This is a genomic window from Modestobacter sp. I12A-02662 (genome assembly GCF_041028325.1).
Classification (GTDB): Bacteria; Actinomycetota; Actinomycetes; order Mycobacteriales; family Geodermatophilaceae; genus Modestobacter.
The window spans coordinates 61,874-77,220 of record NZ_JABGDE010000014.1 but is presented as its reverse complement, the minus strand read 5'-3'; the positions used below and the strand labels follow the sequence as shown (position 1 = coordinate 77,220).

11 protein-coding genes and 1 pseudogene are annotated in these 15,347 nt (G+C 77.5%); 6 read left to right on the top strand and 6 right to left on the bottom strand.

Annotated features, from left to right (window positions below; all coding sequences use genetic code 11):
* The first annotated feature begins 91 nt into the window (after positions 1–91).
* A complete protein-coding gene (locus HL189_RS19650) occupies positions 92–1,951 on the top strand; it encodes an EAL domain-containing protein (RefSeq protein WP_369135416.1) in 1,860 nt (619 codons plus the stop codon).
* Here the strand turns inward: HL189_RS19650 and HL189_RS19645 are convergent.
* Positions 1,912–2,550, bottom strand: a complete 639-nt coding sequence (locus HL189_RS19645; protein ID WP_369135415.1) for an MBL fold metallo-hydrolase — start codon at positions 2,548–2,550, stop codon at positions 1,912–1,914. The two genes, HL189_RS19650 and HL189_RS19645, sit on opposite strands and share 40 nt — an antisense overlap.
* Before the next feature lie 157 nt (positions 2,551–2,707).
* Between HL189_RS19645 and HL189_RS19640 the strand changes: the two genes are divergently transcribed.
* Positions 2,708–2,923, top strand: a complete 216-nt coding sequence (locus HL189_RS19640; RefSeq protein ID WP_369135414.1) for a hypothetical protein — start codon at positions 2,708–2,710, stop codon at positions 2,921–2,923.
* A 69-nt stretch (positions 2,924–2,992) separates the two neighbouring features.
* Here HL189_RS19640 and HL189_RS19635 read toward each other — a convergent pair whose 3' ends face one another.
* Genes HL189_RS19635 through HL189_RS19620 form a run of 4 tightly spaced genes read right to left on the bottom strand, consistent with a single transcriptional unit; the run spans position 2,993 to position 8,571 of the window.
* A complete protein-coding gene (locus HL189_RS19635) occupies positions 2,993–3,283 on the bottom strand; it encodes a hypothetical protein (protein WP_369135413.1) in 291 nt (96 codons plus the stop codon).
* 51 nt (positions 3,284–3,334) lie between these two features.
* Entirely contained in the window at positions 3,335–4,114 is a 780-nt protein-coding gene (locus HL189_RS19630; protein ID WP_369135412.1) for an enoyl-CoA hydratase-related protein, read from the bottom strand.
* 60 nt (positions 4,115–4,174) lie between these two features.
* Positions 4,175–6,670 carry a LuxR C-terminal-related transcriptional regulator gene (locus HL189_RS19625; protein ID WP_369135411.1) on the bottom strand — a complete coding sequence of 832 codons (2,496 nt, stop codon included), beginning with the start codon at positions 6,668–6,670 and terminating at the stop codon, positions 4,175–4,177.
* A complete protein-coding gene (locus HL189_RS19620) occupies positions 6,667–8,571 on the bottom strand; it encodes an Hsp70 family protein (RefSeq protein WP_369135410.1) in 1,905 nt (634 codons plus the stop codon). Before HL189_RS19620 ends, HL189_RS19625 begins: the two co-directional genes overlap by 4 nt.
* 303 nt (positions 8,572–8,874) lie before the next feature.
* Here HL189_RS19620 and HL189_RS19615 point away from each other — a divergent pair, with 303 nt between their 5' ends.
* From HL189_RS19615 to HL189_RS19605, 3 genes are all read left to right on the top strand, one after another.
* Complete coding sequence (locus HL189_RS19615; protein ID WP_369135409.1) at positions 8,875–9,873, top strand: IniB N-terminal domain-containing protein; 999 nt, start codon at positions 8,875–8,877, stop codon at positions 9,871–9,873.
* Positions 9,874–9,991: 118 nt separating this feature from the next.
* Positions 9,992–11,845 (top strand): dynamin family protein, encoded by a 1,854-nt coding sequence (locus tag HL189_RS19610; RefSeq protein ID WP_369135408.1) that lies wholly within the window; start codon positions 9,992–9,994, stop codon positions 11,843–11,845.
* Positions 11,842–13,347: a dynamin family protein gene (locus HL189_RS19605; RefSeq protein WP_369135407.1), complete on the top strand. Its 1,506-nt coding sequence runs from the start codon at positions 11,842–11,844 to the stop codon at positions 13,345–13,347. The genes HL189_RS19610 and HL189_RS19605 overlap by 4 nt, the downstream gene beginning before the upstream one ends.
* Here HL189_RS19605 and HL189_RS19600 read toward each other — a convergent pair.
* Positions 13,315–13,893, bottom strand: a complete 579-nt coding sequence (locus HL189_RS19600) for a hypothetical protein (RefSeq protein ID WP_369135406.1) — start codon at positions 13,891–13,893, stop codon at positions 13,315–13,317. The two genes, HL189_RS19605 and HL189_RS19600, sit on opposite strands and share 33 nt — an antisense overlap.
* Positions 13,894–14,149: 256 nt before the next feature.
* Between HL189_RS19600 and efeO the strand changes: the two are divergent.
* Positions 14,150–15,271, top strand: a pseudogene (gene efeO / locus HL189_RS19595) (iron uptake system protein EfeO); the annotation flags it as partial.
* Positions 15,272–15,347 lie beyond the last annotated feature (76 nt).

Genomic DNA, 15,347 nt, shown 5'->3' with positions numbered 1-15,347 from the left:
CCGCCGCTTCCCGGCGGGCTGCTCACCCCTTCGTGGCACCCCGATGCTGTCAGACTCGGGAACCGGCTGTCCGGGCCCGATGGGGGACGACGTGCACCTGAATTCCCAGGCGGCGGCCGCGGCCGTCCGTGCCGTGCTCGACGACGGCGCCGTGACCAGCCTGTTCCAGCCGATCGTGGACCTGGACGACGGGCGTGTCGTCGCCTACGAGGCGCTCGCGCGGGGGCCCGAGGGGCCCCTGCGGGCTCCCGACACGCTCTTCGCCGCCGCGCGCGCCGCGGGCTGCCTCCCCGAGCTGGACCAGGCCTGCCGGTCGGCGGCGTTGCGCGGCGCGGTCGCCTCCGGCCTGCTCGCGCCGCTGACCGTCTTCGTCAACGTGGAGCCCGACGCGCTGGACGAGGCGCCGCTCGCCGCGCTCTTCCCGGGGGTCGACGAGCTGCCCGGCGACCTGCGCGTCGTCCTGGAGATCACCGAGCGGGCGCTCGCCGCCCGCCCCGCGGAGCTGCTGCGGACGGTGGCCCGGGTGCGCGAGCGCGGGTGGGCCGTCGCCCTGGACGACGTCGGCGCGGAGCAGCTGTCGCTGGCCTTCATGCCGCTGCTGCGCCCGGACGTGGTCAAGCTGGACCTGCGGCTGGTGCAGGAGCGCCCGGGCCCGGCGATCGCCGAGATCATGAACGCGGTGAACGCCTACGCCGAGTCCAGCGGCGCCGCGGTGCTCGCCGAGGGCATCGAGGACACGACCCACCTGGCCATGGCCCGCGCGCTGGGCGCGACCCTGGGGCAGGGCTGGCTGTTCGGCCGGCCGGGCCCGGGGGCCGTCCGGGGGCAGCGGACCGGCTCCCTGCGGCTGCCCGCCGCGCAGCCGGCCGACGGCGGCGCCGGGGAGGTCTCCCCGTTCGCGTGCCTGCCGGAGACCGTCGCCGCCCGGGAGGCCCCCAAGGCCCTGCTCATCGAGCTGAGCAAGCAGCTGGAGCGGCAGGCGATGCGGCTGGGGGAGACCTGCGTGGTCGCGGCCGCGTTCCAGGAGGCGCGGCACGTCACGCCGTCCACCCGGCAGCGGTACCGCGACCTGGTCGAGCGGGTCGGCTTCGTCTGCGCGCTGGGGGAGGGCCTGCCGGTCGAGCCGCTGCCCGGTCTGCGCGGCGCGGACCTGGCACCGGGGGACCCGGTGCGGGGCGAGTGGGACATCGTGGTGCTCAGCCCGCACTTCAGCGCGGCGCTGCTGGCCCGCGACCTCGGGGACGGCGGCCCGGACCTGGAGCGGCGGTTCGCCTTCGCGCTGACCTACGAGCGGGACACCGTGGTGCGGGCCGCCCGCGCCCTGATGTCCCGGGTCGCGCCGTCCGGGGACGGCGCCTCGCGCACCGCCGCCCTGCGCGACCGTGCCCCGCGCGCCGACACCGCGCCACCGCCGGCGGCCGGCCGGCTGTTCACCAGCGGCGGCAGCCCCGGTGACGCGGTGCTCGCACGGGCTCTGGCGGTGGTCGACACCGGGGTGACCGTGGTCGACCTGCGACTGCCCGACCAGCCGCTGGTGTACGTCAACCCGGCGTTCGAGCAGCTGACCGGGTTCCCGGCCGCGGAGACGCTCGGCCGCAACTGCCGCTTCCTGCAGTGCCCGGACACCGACGCCGCCGCGGTGGCGCGGCTGCGCGCGGCGGTCACGGCCGGCGAGGAGGTCCGCGAGGTGCTGCTCAACCGGCGGGCCGACGGCAGCACCTGGTGGAACGAGTGCCACCTGACGCCGGTGGCCGACGCCACGGGCACGGTGGTGCAGTACATCGGCATCCAGGCCGACGTGACCGAGCGGGTGGACGCCGAGCGGGCACTGGCCACCGAGCGGGACCGCCGGCTCCGCTCCGAGGCCCGGCTGGCCGAGCTCGACGCGCTGCTGACCGTGCCGGGGAACGGTCACACGTCGGTGGACTCGCCGGCGGCCAGGCGCGCGTAGGGCGTCGGCTGGCCCGGCCCCCGCTCGCCGAGCAGGCCGGCGACCCCGGCCAGGCCGGTGTCGTTGAGCAGGCCGTCGTGCACGGCGTAGGCCCGCTCGGCGCGCACCGCGCGCAGGTAGTCGATCAGCTCACCGGTCTTCGACCAGGGGGCGTGCGCGGGCAGCAGCAGGGTGGGGACGGCGACCTCCGGCACGGTCAGCGCGTCACCGGGGTGGAACACCTGCCCGGCGACGAGGAAGCCGACGTTGCGGACCCGCGGGAGCTCCGGGTGGATCACCGCGTGCCACTCGCCGTGCACCGAGACGTCGAAGCCGGCGGCCGTGACGGTGTCGCCGGGGCCCACCACGTGCACCCGGCTCCCCGCGCCCTCCAGCTGCCCGGCGACGGAGGGGTTGGTCCACACCTCGAGGCCGGGATCGGCGTCGAGGGCCTGCCGCGTCCGGTCGGCCTGGAAGTGGTCCCGGTGCTCGTGCGTGATCAGCAGGGCGGTGGCGCCCCGCCAGGCGTCCTCGGCGGTGAACGCGCCGGGGTCGATCAGCAGGCGCTGGTCGCCGTCGGACAGGACGACGCAGGCGTGACCGTGCTTGGTGAGCTGCACCGGACCTCCTGGGCTGGGTTGGCTGGCTGGTCTGGGTGGATCGGCAGCACGGTGCCACGGCTGCCCGGCGGGACGCGGACCGGCTCCCGGCACCCCCTTCGGGTGGGACGCGGCGTCCCGGCTCAGGCCGGCCAGCCGGGATGCCGACTCCGAGAGCATGGTCATCTCGCTCACCTTCGTCGCCGCCCGCAGCCGCGCCCACGGTCCGACCGCGGCGCTCTGGCACGCCGTGGAGGTGCACCGGGCCCCCGACGACCTGGACGGCGCCTGCGAGCTCACCGTCTGCGGCGTCCTGGCCCGCGTGACGACGGAGCGCACCTGGCCGGCCACCGGCACCGACGTCTGCCCGACCTGCCTCACCCACGCCCGCTGACCAAGGACCACCCTTCCCCCCGACACCTCGCAAGCTCGGCGCGGGCCCCCTAAGGGCGGCCGTCAGCGGTCACCCGCCGGGCCGGTCTCCAGTTGGCCCAGCAGCCGGTCGATGCGCCGTCCCTGCCAGCGGATCGCGACGCAGCGGGACAGCAGGACGGCGGCGGCGCGTCCACCAGACGAGACCCGTCGCGAACGGCGAGAACAGGACGAACCGGAGGGCGACGCCCGTCCAGTACCAGCCCTCACCCTGAGCCACGTCGACCAGGCCGAGCCCGACCGCGTAGACCGCGCCGGCGAGCGCCCCCAGGACGGGCGCGGGCAGGCGAGCCGGCGCTGCTCCGCGTGATGGCTGGCTCATCCGGTCATGATCACCAGGGGGCACAGCGACCGCAATGCGGGAAGGCGCTGGTCAGCGGCCTCTGAACCGTGCCGGGCGCTTGGCGAGGAAGGCCTCGACCGCCTCGCGGTGGTCCTCGGTCTGGCCCAGCTCGAGCTGCAGCCGCGCCTCCCGCCCCAGGGTCCGCTCCAGCGGGTCGGTGGCCGCGGTGGCCAGCACCGTCTTGATCGCCCGGTAGGCCAGCGTCGGTCCCGCCGCGAGCCGGACGGCCAGCGCCTGCGCCGCCGGCAGGACCAGCTCCGGGTCGACCACCGAGTGCACCAGCCCCCACTCGGCGGCCCGCTCGGCGGTGAACGGCTCGGGGAGCAGCAGCAGCTCCGCGGCCCGGGACCCGCCGACGCAGTGCACCAGCCGGGACGCCAGCCCCGAGTCGCTGGACAGCCCGATGCCGGCGAAGGCGGTGGTGAACTTCGCCCCCGCGGCCGCGATCCGCAGGTCCCCGGCGAGCGCCAGGCCGAGCCCGGCACCGGCGCACGCGCCGTTGACCGCCACGACCACCGGCACCCGCAGCGCGGACACCGCGAGGACCAGCGGGTTGTACTCGTCCTCCACCACCGACAGGGAGCCTGCCGCGTCCCCGCGGAGCACCTCCACGTGCTCGGCCAGGTCCTGCCCGACGCAGAACGCCCGGCCGGTGCCGGTGAGCAGGACCGCGCGCACCGCATCGTCGGCGGCTACCTGCTCCACCAGCCCCCGCAGCTCGGCGCGCATCCGGGAGGTGAGCCCCGGCCGCTGCAGGGTCAGCGTGGCGACGCCGTCGGCGTCGGTGCGGATGACCGTCGGATCGGACATCGTCGTCCTCCTGAGCTCGGCGGGCGGTCGTGGCGGCCATTCTGCCGACGGCGACCGTGCTCAGGCCCCCTGGGCCAGCTCGGCCCGCAGCCGGGCGAGCAGGTCCGAGCGGGTGCTCGCGCCCAGCCGCTGCCGCATCCGGGACACGTGGTGCTCGACGGTCTTCGCCGAGATGTACAGGCGCCCGCCGATCTCGTTGTACGTCTGCCCGGCGACCACCAGCTCGGCGACGTCCCGCTCGCGCTGGCTGAGCAGCCCGGGCGCGGCCGGGGTGCCCGCCGGGGAGCGGCTCGGCGGGGACGGCGCCGCGTCGTCCGCACTCCCGGCCAGCGAGCGGGCGCACTGCAGCAGCCCGGCCCGGTCCGCCGGGCCGACGGCGCGGGCGGCCGCCTGGCCGGCGAGCCGGGAGCCGTCCCAGGCCAGGCCCACCGCCGCCAGCCCGGTGGCGGCGCCGGTCACCGCCGCCGCGTCCACCTCCCCGGCCAGCAGCCGGTGCCAGCACCGGGCCCCAGCCGCGGCAGCGGCGGCGTACGGACTGGTCCGTCCCGCGTCCTGGAGGGCGGCGGCGTGCGGTTCCAGCGCCGCCGGGGTGTCGGTCAGGACGGCGGCCTGCGCGCAGCTCCAGTGCAGGTGCGCCGCCCAGACGGGTGGATCGCCGAGCCGGGCCAGCAGCGCCTGCGCCTCGGCCAGGTGCGGGGCCAGCCGCTCCCCGTCGGTCAGCCGCGCCCCGGCCACCACCAGCTCGCCGAGCGGCAGCAGCGAGAACAGGTCGACGGGATGGCGCAGCACCGCCTGCCGGGCCTGCGCCCACGCCGTCCCCAGCGCGAGGCGGTCGCTGGCCCGGCGGGCCAGGCCGGCCTCCAGGGCCCGGGCGACGAGCTCGTCGCGCGGTTCGAGCCGGCCCGCCCCCGCCCCCCGGGCGAGCAGCTCGCCCGCCGTGTCGCTGCTACCGCGCAGCATCGCCGTCCAGGCCCGCAGCAGGAGGTGCCGGACCCGGGCGTTCGGGCCACCGACGTCGGCGGCCAGGGCCCGCTCGAGCACCTCCTCCGCGGTGGTGAGCTCGCCGGTGTGCAGGGCGAGCACGGCGGCGAGTGCGGCCGGGGTGTCCGGCAGCAGCACCGCCTGTCCGACCGGCTCCAGCAGTCCCGCGGCGCGGGTCATGTCCGACAGCGCGGCGGCGACGTCCCCGTCGGTGGCGGCGGGACGCAGCGAGCGGAGCAACCCGGCGGCCGCCAGCCGCTCGCTCCGGGACACCAGGGTGGGCGGTGCGGACGACGCCAGGACAGCGGCCGCTCCCTCGGTGGCACCCAGGCCCAGCAGCGCCACCGCCGCGGACCCGGCGTGGTCCGGCCCGGCCAGTCGCAGCAGCTCGGCACTGTCGGCGAGCAGCCCGCGCCGGGCCAGCACGGCCGCCGCCACCCCGGCCGCGCGGGCCCGGTCGGGAGCCGCGTCGTCGGCCAGCGCGCAGTCGGCCCAGCGCAGGGCGGTGTCGAGGTCCCCGGTCAGCGCCGCCGCGGCCGCCCGCCGGGCAGCGAGGCCGTCCGGCGGCGCTCCGCAGGCCGCGGCCTCGTCCAGCAGCACCCCGGCGAGCGCGGGGTCGGCGCCCAGCGCCGCGCTGCCGGACTCGGCCAGCAGAGCGGCCCCGCGCCGGTCGCGCACCCGGTCGGCGGCCATCGCCCGGGCCACCGGCAGGGCGTCCTCGCCCCGGTCCAGCAGCACCCCCAGCAGCCGGCGGCGCACCGCCCGGGTGACGTCCGCCGGCCCGGCCGCCAGCAGCGCCTCGGCGGCGACCGGGACGACGGTCCCCCCCGGCAGCAGCAGCCCGGTGGCGCGGGCCCGGCAGAGGAGCTCCGTGGCCCGACGCGGGGCCACCTCCAGCACCTCGGCCAGCACCTCCGCGTCGGCCGGGGCGCCGGCGACCAGGGCGTGCAGCACGGACCGGTCGTCCTCCGGCAGCAGGGCGAGGAGCGACCGGAGCAGCTCGCCCGGCTCGGGGCTCGGCTTCCCGGCCGCCGCGGCGCCCCGCCGGAGCGCGTCGGCGACGAGCACCGGCAGGCCACCGGTCCGCCGGGCCACGGACTCCCCGAGCTCCGCCGGCACGGCACCGAGCACCGCGGTCACCCAGCGCTGGACCGCCTCCCTGCTCAGGTGCCCGAGCACGACCACCGCCCGGTCGTCCACCGCCTCCTCCAGCGCGGCCAGCAGTCCGGCGGGCCGCGGCCAGGGCCGGGCGGCGACCGCCACACGCACGCCCGGCGCGCCGAGCAGCTGCCGCAGCCGGGCGGTCTCCGCCGGGGTCAGCCGCTGGGCGTCGTCGACCAGCACCGCCCGCGGGCCGGGCCCGGTGAGGGGTGCGGCGGCCAGGTCGGTCACCGGGACGCCGGCGGCGCGCCAGGCGGCGGCCAGCTCGGCGAGCAGCAGCGTCTTCCCGGTGCCCCCGGCCCCTTGCACGAGGACGCACCGCGGCCCCTCGTCCGCCCGCAGCCGGCGGAGCAGGTCGGCCGCCCCGGCCGGCACCGCCCAGCCGGTTGCCGCATCGCGTCGTCCGGCGGTCACCGCCCGTCCGCCGCGCCGTCCGCTGCGCCGTCCGCCGGTGGGGACGGGGCCGGGTCGGGAGCCGAACCGCCCCCGGGAGTCGGCTGGGTGGTCGACCCCCCGCCGGCGGGCGGCTCGGTGCTCGGGGGCGGTGGCTCGGTGCTCGGCGGCGGTGGAGTCGTGCTCGGGGGCGGTGGGGCTGTGCTGGGCGGTGGCAGCGGCGGTTCCGTGCCCGGCGGCGGTGGCTGGGTGCCCGGTGGCTGGGTGCCCGGTGGCGGCTGGTTGCCCGGCGGCAGCGGCTCGGTGTCGGGCGGGAGGGGCTCGCTGCTCGGCGGGCCACCGGGGGGTGGGGCCCCGGTGTCGCCCGGCCCGGGGGAGGACGTGGTCCCCGGCTCGCCCGCGAGGGAGGGCGGCGTGCTGCCCGTCGTCCCGGCAGGCGTCGTCCCCGGAGGCGTCGTCCCGGGGAGTGTCGGCCCGGCGGCCGTTCCCCGGAGCGAGCCCGGCGCGGTCCGGGCCGGCAGCGGGGCCGCCCCCGGCGCGCCACCGGGGTCGGCCAGCTCCGGAGCCGCAGGAGTGAACCCGCCTCCGGGAGCACCGGAACCGGCGACGTCGTCGTCGGTGCCGCCGCTCGCCGCGGCGGTGGGCACCTCCGTCGTGCGCCAGGCGGACACGACGAGGGTCCCTCCACTCGTGACGACGAGGAGGAGGGCCAGCACCACCAGCGCCCGCGCTGCGGTCCGGTGTCCGGCGCGGCGGGGAGTGGTCCGGCGGCGGGGGGTGACCCTGTGGGGGAGCGGCGCGGGCGGTCCGACGGGGGCGGCCGCGGGCTCGTCCACCTCCGGGGGTCCGGCGGTCAGCAGCTCGGCCGCCAGCAGGGCGGCACCGCGGGCTGCGGAGAGTCCCGGCTGCGGATCGCTGACGACCGGGCGGTCGAGCCCCGCCGAGACGGTCGCGGCGACGAGCGGCATCTGCGCGCTGCCTCCCGCGAGCACCACGGCGGCGAGGTCGGGCACGGACCAGCCGGCCTCGGCCACGGTCCGGGAGAGCGTCGCGACGGAGGCCTCGACGTCCTCGGCGACGAGCTCCTCGAGGTCGGTGCGGACCAGGCGGAGGGCCACCGGCCGGCCGGCCGCGGAGAGGACGACGCGGGTGTCGGTGGCCGACGACAGCTCCTCCTTGGCGGCGACCGCGGCCGCGCGCACCGCCGCGGGGGCGGGCCCGTCGCCGTCGGGCACCTCCTCGGCGCGCAGGCAGTGCCCGATCAGCGTGACCACGGCGTCGTCCAGGTCCCGTCCGCCCCACGGGAGCGGCGGCGGTGGGACGGCGGCCAGTTCGGCGGCACCGTCCGGGGCGACGGTCACGACCGCGGTGTCGAGGGTGCTGGCGCCGAGGTCGTAGACGGCGACGGTGCTGCCGGGCGCCACGGGCGTCCCGGCGTCGGCGAGGGAGGAGGCGACGACGGCGACCGGGCCGGCGACGAGCGCGACCGGCGCGAGACCGGCCGCCTGCAGAGCGGCGATGAGCTCGTCGCGCCGGTGCTCGCCCCAGGTGGCGGGCACGGTGAGGACGGTCGCGGACGGCGGTGCACCGTGCCGCTCCTCGGCCACCTGGCGGGCACCGGCGGCCAGGGCGGCGACCAGGTCGGCCGGGCGGAGCGCGTGCGGACCCGCGCGCAGCGGCACCGGTGAGCCGACCCGGTCCAGGGCCGAGCCGAGCAGGGCGTCGCCGGCGCCGGGTGGAACGGGGCCGGGGAGCGGCAACGGCCGGCCGTCGGGTGCCACGCGCACGACCGCCGGCCGGGCGAGACCGTCGCCGGCCAGGGGGAGCGGCTCGGGCCGTCCGCCGTCGTCCAGCCGCCAGACGGCGGCGACCACCGTCCGATCGCCGACGTCGATCCCGAGCGTGTACGGCGCCGTGCGCATGTGCTTCCCCCCGCAGTGCGGCTGGACACCGTCGCCCCAGCCGCCGGGAACGTAACCGGCCGGTGGCATTCCGTGCGGCTGCTGACGACATGTGGGACGGAGCGATCGCCGCCGACCACCGACACCCCGGAAATCCTCACGCTCGGTCAGCATCCGAGTGCGGGACGGCGCCACCGGGGGTCGGTTCCCCCATCGGGCCCCCGCAGGTGGGGGGCCGGTCCCCGATCCCCCGGCCACCCGGGGGGCCGTTGACTGCTGTCGGCAGCCGGGCGAGGGAGCCCGGTCCGGACCTGGGGGGACCTCATGACCAACATCGCGAACTCGCTGCTCGAGTTCATCCTCGAGCTGCTGCGCGACCCGGAGACGGCGCGCGAGTTCACCGCCGACCCCGAGGGGACGCTCGCCGCTGCGGGACTCGCTGACGTCTGCCCCGACGACGTGCACACCGTGCTGCCGATGCTCGCGGACTTCGCCCCGGCCGCGGCCATGACCGCCGTTCCGGCGGCCGCAGCCGCCGCATCGCCGACGTTCGTGGCCGGGGCCGTCCGGCCGTCCGGGGATGCCTCGGCGGTCGAGCAGATCCGCTACATCCACTCCACCTACAGCTACCAGCACACGACCGAGATCGACGCCTCGAACGGCGTGTGGGCCGACGGCGACCTCTACCAGGTGTTCGGTGAGGAGGTCGTGGTGGCCACCGGCGGCAGCCTGGTCGCCGGCGGCGACATCGAGGACGCCCGGGTGGACAACAGCACGGACAACTCCGTCGCCGTCGACATCGAGGACTCCTTCAACCCGGAGGACTCCTTCAACACCGACATCGACCTGGAGAACTCCGGGAACACGGTGCGCGGCGACGGCAACGCGGTCGGCGAGGGCAACGACGTCGACAACAGCGACCGGTCGGTCGACGTCGACGTCGACGACTCGTTCAACGGCAACGCGCTGGGCGACGGCAGCACGGTGCAGAACGGCGACGACGTCACCGTCGACGACGTCCTGCTGGGCAACGGCAACGTGCAGGGCAACGGCAACGTGGTCGGCAACGACGTCGAGGACTCCTTCACCGAGTCCACCGAGAACACCTCGATCGACACCACGTTCACCGACTCCTTCGACGACGAGTCGATCGACGTGGAGCTCGACGACGTGGTGCTCGGCAACGGCAGCGCCGGCGGCGAGCTCAGCTACGACGTCGACGTCGAGGACAGCGGCAACGGCAACTTCGCCGGCAACGTCACCGACAGCGCGGTCGCCGCCGACGACGCCCTGGCGGTCGAGGAAGCGAACCTCACGATCTGACCTCCGGCCCCCCGGTGGCCCGGTTCCTCCCACCCGCAGGGTGGGCGTGGGACCGGGCCGCCGGTCGGGGAGGGCGTCACACTGTCGGCCGGGTGCCGACCGACGTGGGGGGTGGGACGTGGCGACACCGAACGAGGCGACGCCGGTCGCGCTGGTCGACGCGGTGCTGGCCGCGGCGACGGCGTGCGAGCGGCCGGACCTGGTCCGGCGGCTGACCGCGGCCCGGCAGCGGATGCTGCGGTCGAGCACCCGGGTGCTGGTCGTGGGCGAGTCGGGCAAGGGGAAGAGCTCGCTGGTCAACGCGCTGGTGGGCGCCCCGGTCTGCGGGGTCGACGCGGTCTCCCCGACCCGGGTCCCCACGCTCGTGCGCGGCGGGGACACCGCCGCCGCGCAGCTGCTGCTCGCCTCGGCCGCCGTCCCGGGTGATCCGGCGCTCAGCGGCGAGCCGCAGCTGGAACGGGTGACCGTGCCGGTCGGCGAGCTCCCCGCGGCGGTGGCCGCGGCCGCCGCCGGGACCAGCGGCGAGCGCCGCCTGGTGCGGGCCGAGGTGGAGCTGCCCCGCCGGCTGCTGGGAGGGGGTCTGGAGGTCGTCGACACCGCGGGCGTGGGCGGGGTCGGGGCGGGCGCGGACCTGGCCGTCCTGGAGCTGCTGCCCACCGCCGACGCCGTCCTGCTGGTCTCCGACGCCTCCCAGGAGTTCACCGCTCCGGAGATGGCCTTCCTCCGCCAGGCGGCGGCGCTGTGCCCGGCGGTCGCCTGCGTGCTCGCCAAGACCGACGCGTACCCGGAGTGGCGCCGGGTCGCCGACCTGGACCGCGGCCACCTGGCCGCGCACGAGGTGGCCGCCCCCGTCCTCCCGGTGTCGGCGACGCTGGAGCTGCTGGCCGTGCAGCGGCGCGACCGCGAGCTGCACGAGGAGAGCGGGATGCCCGCGCTCGCGGCGTACCTGCGCCGCGAGGTGGTCGACCGCGCGCACGCGCTGCGGCACCGGGCGCTGCTCGCCGACCTCCGCTCGGTCACCGGCCAGCTGTCCCTGGCGCTGCGCACGGAGCTCGCGGCGCTGCAGGACCCCGGCCACGCCGAGCGGTTCGTCCAGGAGCTGGAGACGGCGAGGGACCGGGTCGACCAGCTGCGCCGGCAGTCCGCCCGCTGGCAGCAGCTGCTCGCCGACGGGGTCACCGACCTGATGGCCGACATCGACCACGACCTGCGGGACCGGACGCGGGCGGTGATCCGGGAGGCCGACGAGGCGATCGACGCCCACGACCCCGGCGCGTGGTGGGACGACTTCGCCGCCTGGCTGGACCAGCGGGTGGCCGCCGCGGTGGGGGACAGCTACGTGTGGGCCACCCAGCGGTCGGAGTGGCTGGCCGGCCAGGTGGTGGAGCAGTTCACCCGGGACGGCGGGGAGGCGCTGCCGGACCTGACCGTGGGCGACGGAGCCGACGTGCTCGGCCAGCTGGTCGAGCTCACGGACATCGACCGGGGGGTGCTGACGGTCTCCCAGCGGGTGCTGATCGGCATGCGCGGGTCCTACAGCGGCATCCTGATGACCGGCCTGGTCACCAGCCTCGCCGGGATGGCCCTGATCAACCCGGTGTCCCTGGCGGTCGGCCTGGTGATCGGCAGCAAGGCCTACCGGGACGACAAGGCGGTGCGGCGGCAGCGCCGGCAGGCCGAGGCGCGGGCCGCGGTGCGCACCCACCTGGACGAGGTGGTCTTCCAGGTGGCCAAGCAGCTGAAGGACCGGCTGCGCCAGGTGCAGCGCACCCTGCGGGACCTGGTCACCGACACCGCCGACGAGACCTCGCGCACCCTCACCGAGGCGCTGCGCTCGGCGCAGCGCTCGGCCAAGACGGGGACCGCGGACCGGGAGGCGCGGCTGCGGGTGCTCCGGCAGCTGCTCGACCAGGTCGACCGGTGCAACCGGGACGTCGAACGGCTGGCCGGGACGCCGGTGGCGGCGGCGTGACGGCGGCCGGCCCGCCGGACCTGCCGGCGGAGGTGCGCGGCCTGCTGGACCGGGCCCTCGACGAGCACGCCGGGCGACCGGCGGCGGTCGACCGGCTGCGCGCGCTGCGCGGTCGCCTCGACGAGCCGCTGCGCGTGGCCCTGGCCGGCCGGGTGAAGGCGGGCAAGTCCACCCTGCTCAACGCGCTGGTGGGCGAGCGGCTCGCGCCGACCGACGCCGGGGAGTGCACCCGGGTGGTCACCTGGTACCAGCGCGCCCCGCTGCCCCGGGTGGTGCTGCACGCCGCCGACGGGACCCGGCGCCCGCTCCCCGTCCGGCGGGAGCACGGCGAGCTGCGCCTGGACCTGGCCGACACCCCGGCCGACGAGGTGGACCGGCTGGTCGTCGAGTGGCCGGCGACCGGGCTGGCGCCGGCGACGCTGATCGACACCCCCGGCATCGCCTCGCTGTCGGCCGATGCGAGCGCGCGCACGCAGGCCGTCCTCGACGCCGGCGACCAGCTGTCCGGAGCCGACGCGGTGGTGTTCCTGACCCGCCGGTTCCAGCCCGGCGACCTGGCCTTCCTCGCCGCGGTGCAGGAGTCCTGCGGCGGCTCCCCGGCGACGACCCTGACCGTCTTCTCCCGGGCCGACGACGCCGGGGGCGGGCGCCTGGACGCGCTGCTCACGGCGCAGCAGCTGGCCGCCGAGGCCGCCGAGCTGCCCGCCGTCCGGGCGCTCTCGGCGACCGTGCTGCCGGTGGCCGGGCTCCTCGCCCTGGCCGGCCGCACGCTGCGGCACGCGGACTTCGTCGCCGTCCGGGCACTGGCCCGCGCCGACCGGGCGGACACCGAGCCGCTGCTGCTGACCGCGGACCGCTTCCTCCGGCCCGAGGCACCCGGTGGTCTGCCGCTGCCGGTGCGGGCCTCGCTGCTGGAACGCCTCGGCCTGTTCGGGGTGCGGCTGGCGGTCGCCCTGGTGCGCACCGGGGTGGACGACGCTCCGGCGCTGGCCGAGGAGCTCGTGACCCGCAGCGGCCTGCCGGAGCTGCAGCGCCTCCTGGCGGTCCAGTTCACCCGGCGCAGCGACCAGCTCAAGGCCGGCACGGCGCTGGCGCTGCTGGAGCGGCTGCTGGCCGGGCTGCCGCCCTCGGCGGACGGCGTCCTGGAGCGGGACGTGGAGCGGGTCCGGGCCGGTGCCCGGGACCTGGCCGAGCTGGAGCTGCTGACCCGGACCCGGGCTCCTGACGGTCCCTTCCCCCGGGCCCAGCGGGAGGAGGCCGAGCGGCTGCTCGGTGCCCACGGCACCGACGCCGCCATCCGGCTGGGCCTCCCCCCGGACGCCGCCGTGGAGGACGTGCGGCAGGCGGCGCTGACCGCGCTCCGGCGCGCGCGGGCCCGCGCGGCGGACCCGGCCGCCCGGCGGCCGGAGTCCGACGCGGCCGAGGAGCTGGCCCGGGCGGTGGAGGCGGTGCTGGCCGGGCTGCCCGGCTCAGTGGCGGCGACCACCCGCGACGGCCGCTGACGGCGCCAGCAGCAGACCCGTCCCGGCCAGCGCCAGCACGCCCTGGACCAGGAAGGCCCAGCGGTCGACCTCCGGGCCTCCGGCGACCACCGCCTGGCTGAACGCGTCGGCGACCGCGAGCAGGGCGCCCAGCCCGATGAGCAGCCAGCGGCGGCCGGGCCGGCGCCGGCGCAGCGCGGGCACCAGCGCCACCGCGACCAGCACGGTCAGCGCAGCGGTCGAGCCGAGGACGAGCGCGATGGTGGTGTCCGCGCCGTCGCGCAGCAGCGCGTCGGGAGCCGAGGGGTCGGCGGCCCGCGCGGTGCCGGTGACCCGTTGCCGGGTCCCGGCGAGGTCCACGGCCGCGGTGACCAGCCCGGCCAGGCCGATCAGGACGGCTCCGGCCCAGCACCAGGCAGCGGCCCGCAGCGACGCCGGCGCCCGGCGCGGACGGTGCGGGGCGGGCGGGGCGAGCGGGCTGCGCACCGGCGGACGCGGCGGCGGCCCGCCCGGGCTCACCGGCCGGCCGGCTCCAGCCCCGGGTGGCCGGCCCTGTCCGTCGGCCATGGTGGGCCTCCTCTCCGTGCGGGCCTCCCGCCCACCGGCTCCGCGCACCCGCTCCGGGACACCGCCGTCCATGACCGCAGGCTTACCAGGCCGGGGCGCCGCGCCGCACCGCCCGGGCCAGGACACCCGGAGGCTGTACGGGTGAGGTCGGACTTACTGAGGTGAGCCTTCCCTACGTCGCCGGTCGCAGGGACCGCCCCGCTCGTCCCGGAGGCCTCCGCCCCGGCCACGACCGTCGTCCCGGAGACCACCCAGCATGTCGATGCGCGTGCGCAGCCGTACCCGCCTCACCGGGCTCACCGCCCTGACCGCCCTGGCCCTGACCGCCTGCGGGGGGTCGTCGGACCCCGCACCGCCGGCGGACGGCGCCGAGGCCGTCGCGGTCGCCGCGACCGACGACACCTGCGAGGTGGCGACGGCGGAGCTCGACGCCGGGGTGCACACCTTCAGCGTCACCAACACCGGCTCGAAGGTGACCGAGTTCTACGTCTACGCCGAGGGCGACCGGGTCATGGGCGAGGTCGAGAACATCGCCCCCGGCGGAGCCCGCGACCTGCGCGTGGAGCTCCCCGCCGGCGACTACGAGACCGCCTGCAAGCCCGGCATGACCGCGGACGGGATCCGCTCGGGCCTCACCGTCACCGGCGAGGCGGCCCAGCTGTCCGACGATGAGGCGCTCGCCGAGGCCGTCGACGGCTACACCCGCTACGTGCAGAACCAGGTCAGCGCCCTGCAGGAGCGGACCCGGGAGTTCGTCGACGCGGTGAAGGCCGGCGACATCCCGGGTGCGCAGGCGCTCTACCCGGTGTCCCGTGCGTACTTCGAGCGGGTGGAGCCGGTGGCCGAGAGCTTCGGCGACCTCGACCCGAGGATCGACGCGCGGGTGAACGACGTCGAGGAGGGCGACACCTGGACCGGCTTCCACGTGCTGGAGCGGGACCTGTGGGAGACCGGTGACATCTCGGCGTCCGGCCCGGTGGCCGACCAGCTGATGGCCGACGTCGACGACCTCGCCTCCCGGGTGCAGACGATCGAGCTGCAGCCGCTCGACCTGGCCAACGGCGCGCTCGGCCTGCTCGACGAGATCGCCACCGGCAAGATCACCGGCGAGGAGGACCGGTACCCGCCCACCGACCTCTACGACTTCTCCGCCAACCTCGAGGGCTCGGAGGCGGCGATCCAGGCGCTGCGCCCGGTCATAGAGGAGCGCGACCCGGACCTCGCGACCGCCCTGGACGAGCAGTTCGCCGCGGCCACGGCCGAGCTGGGCACGTACCGTGCCGGGGACGGGTGGACCATCTACACCGACCTGACCGAGGACCAGCTGCGCGGGCCGTCCGACTCGATCAACGCGCTCGCCGCCGAGGTCAGCCAGGTGCCGGCGGTGGTCGCCGAGCAACCGACCGGACGTCGCCCCGGGCGCTGCCGCGCGCCCGCCGGGCAGCTGAGCAGGA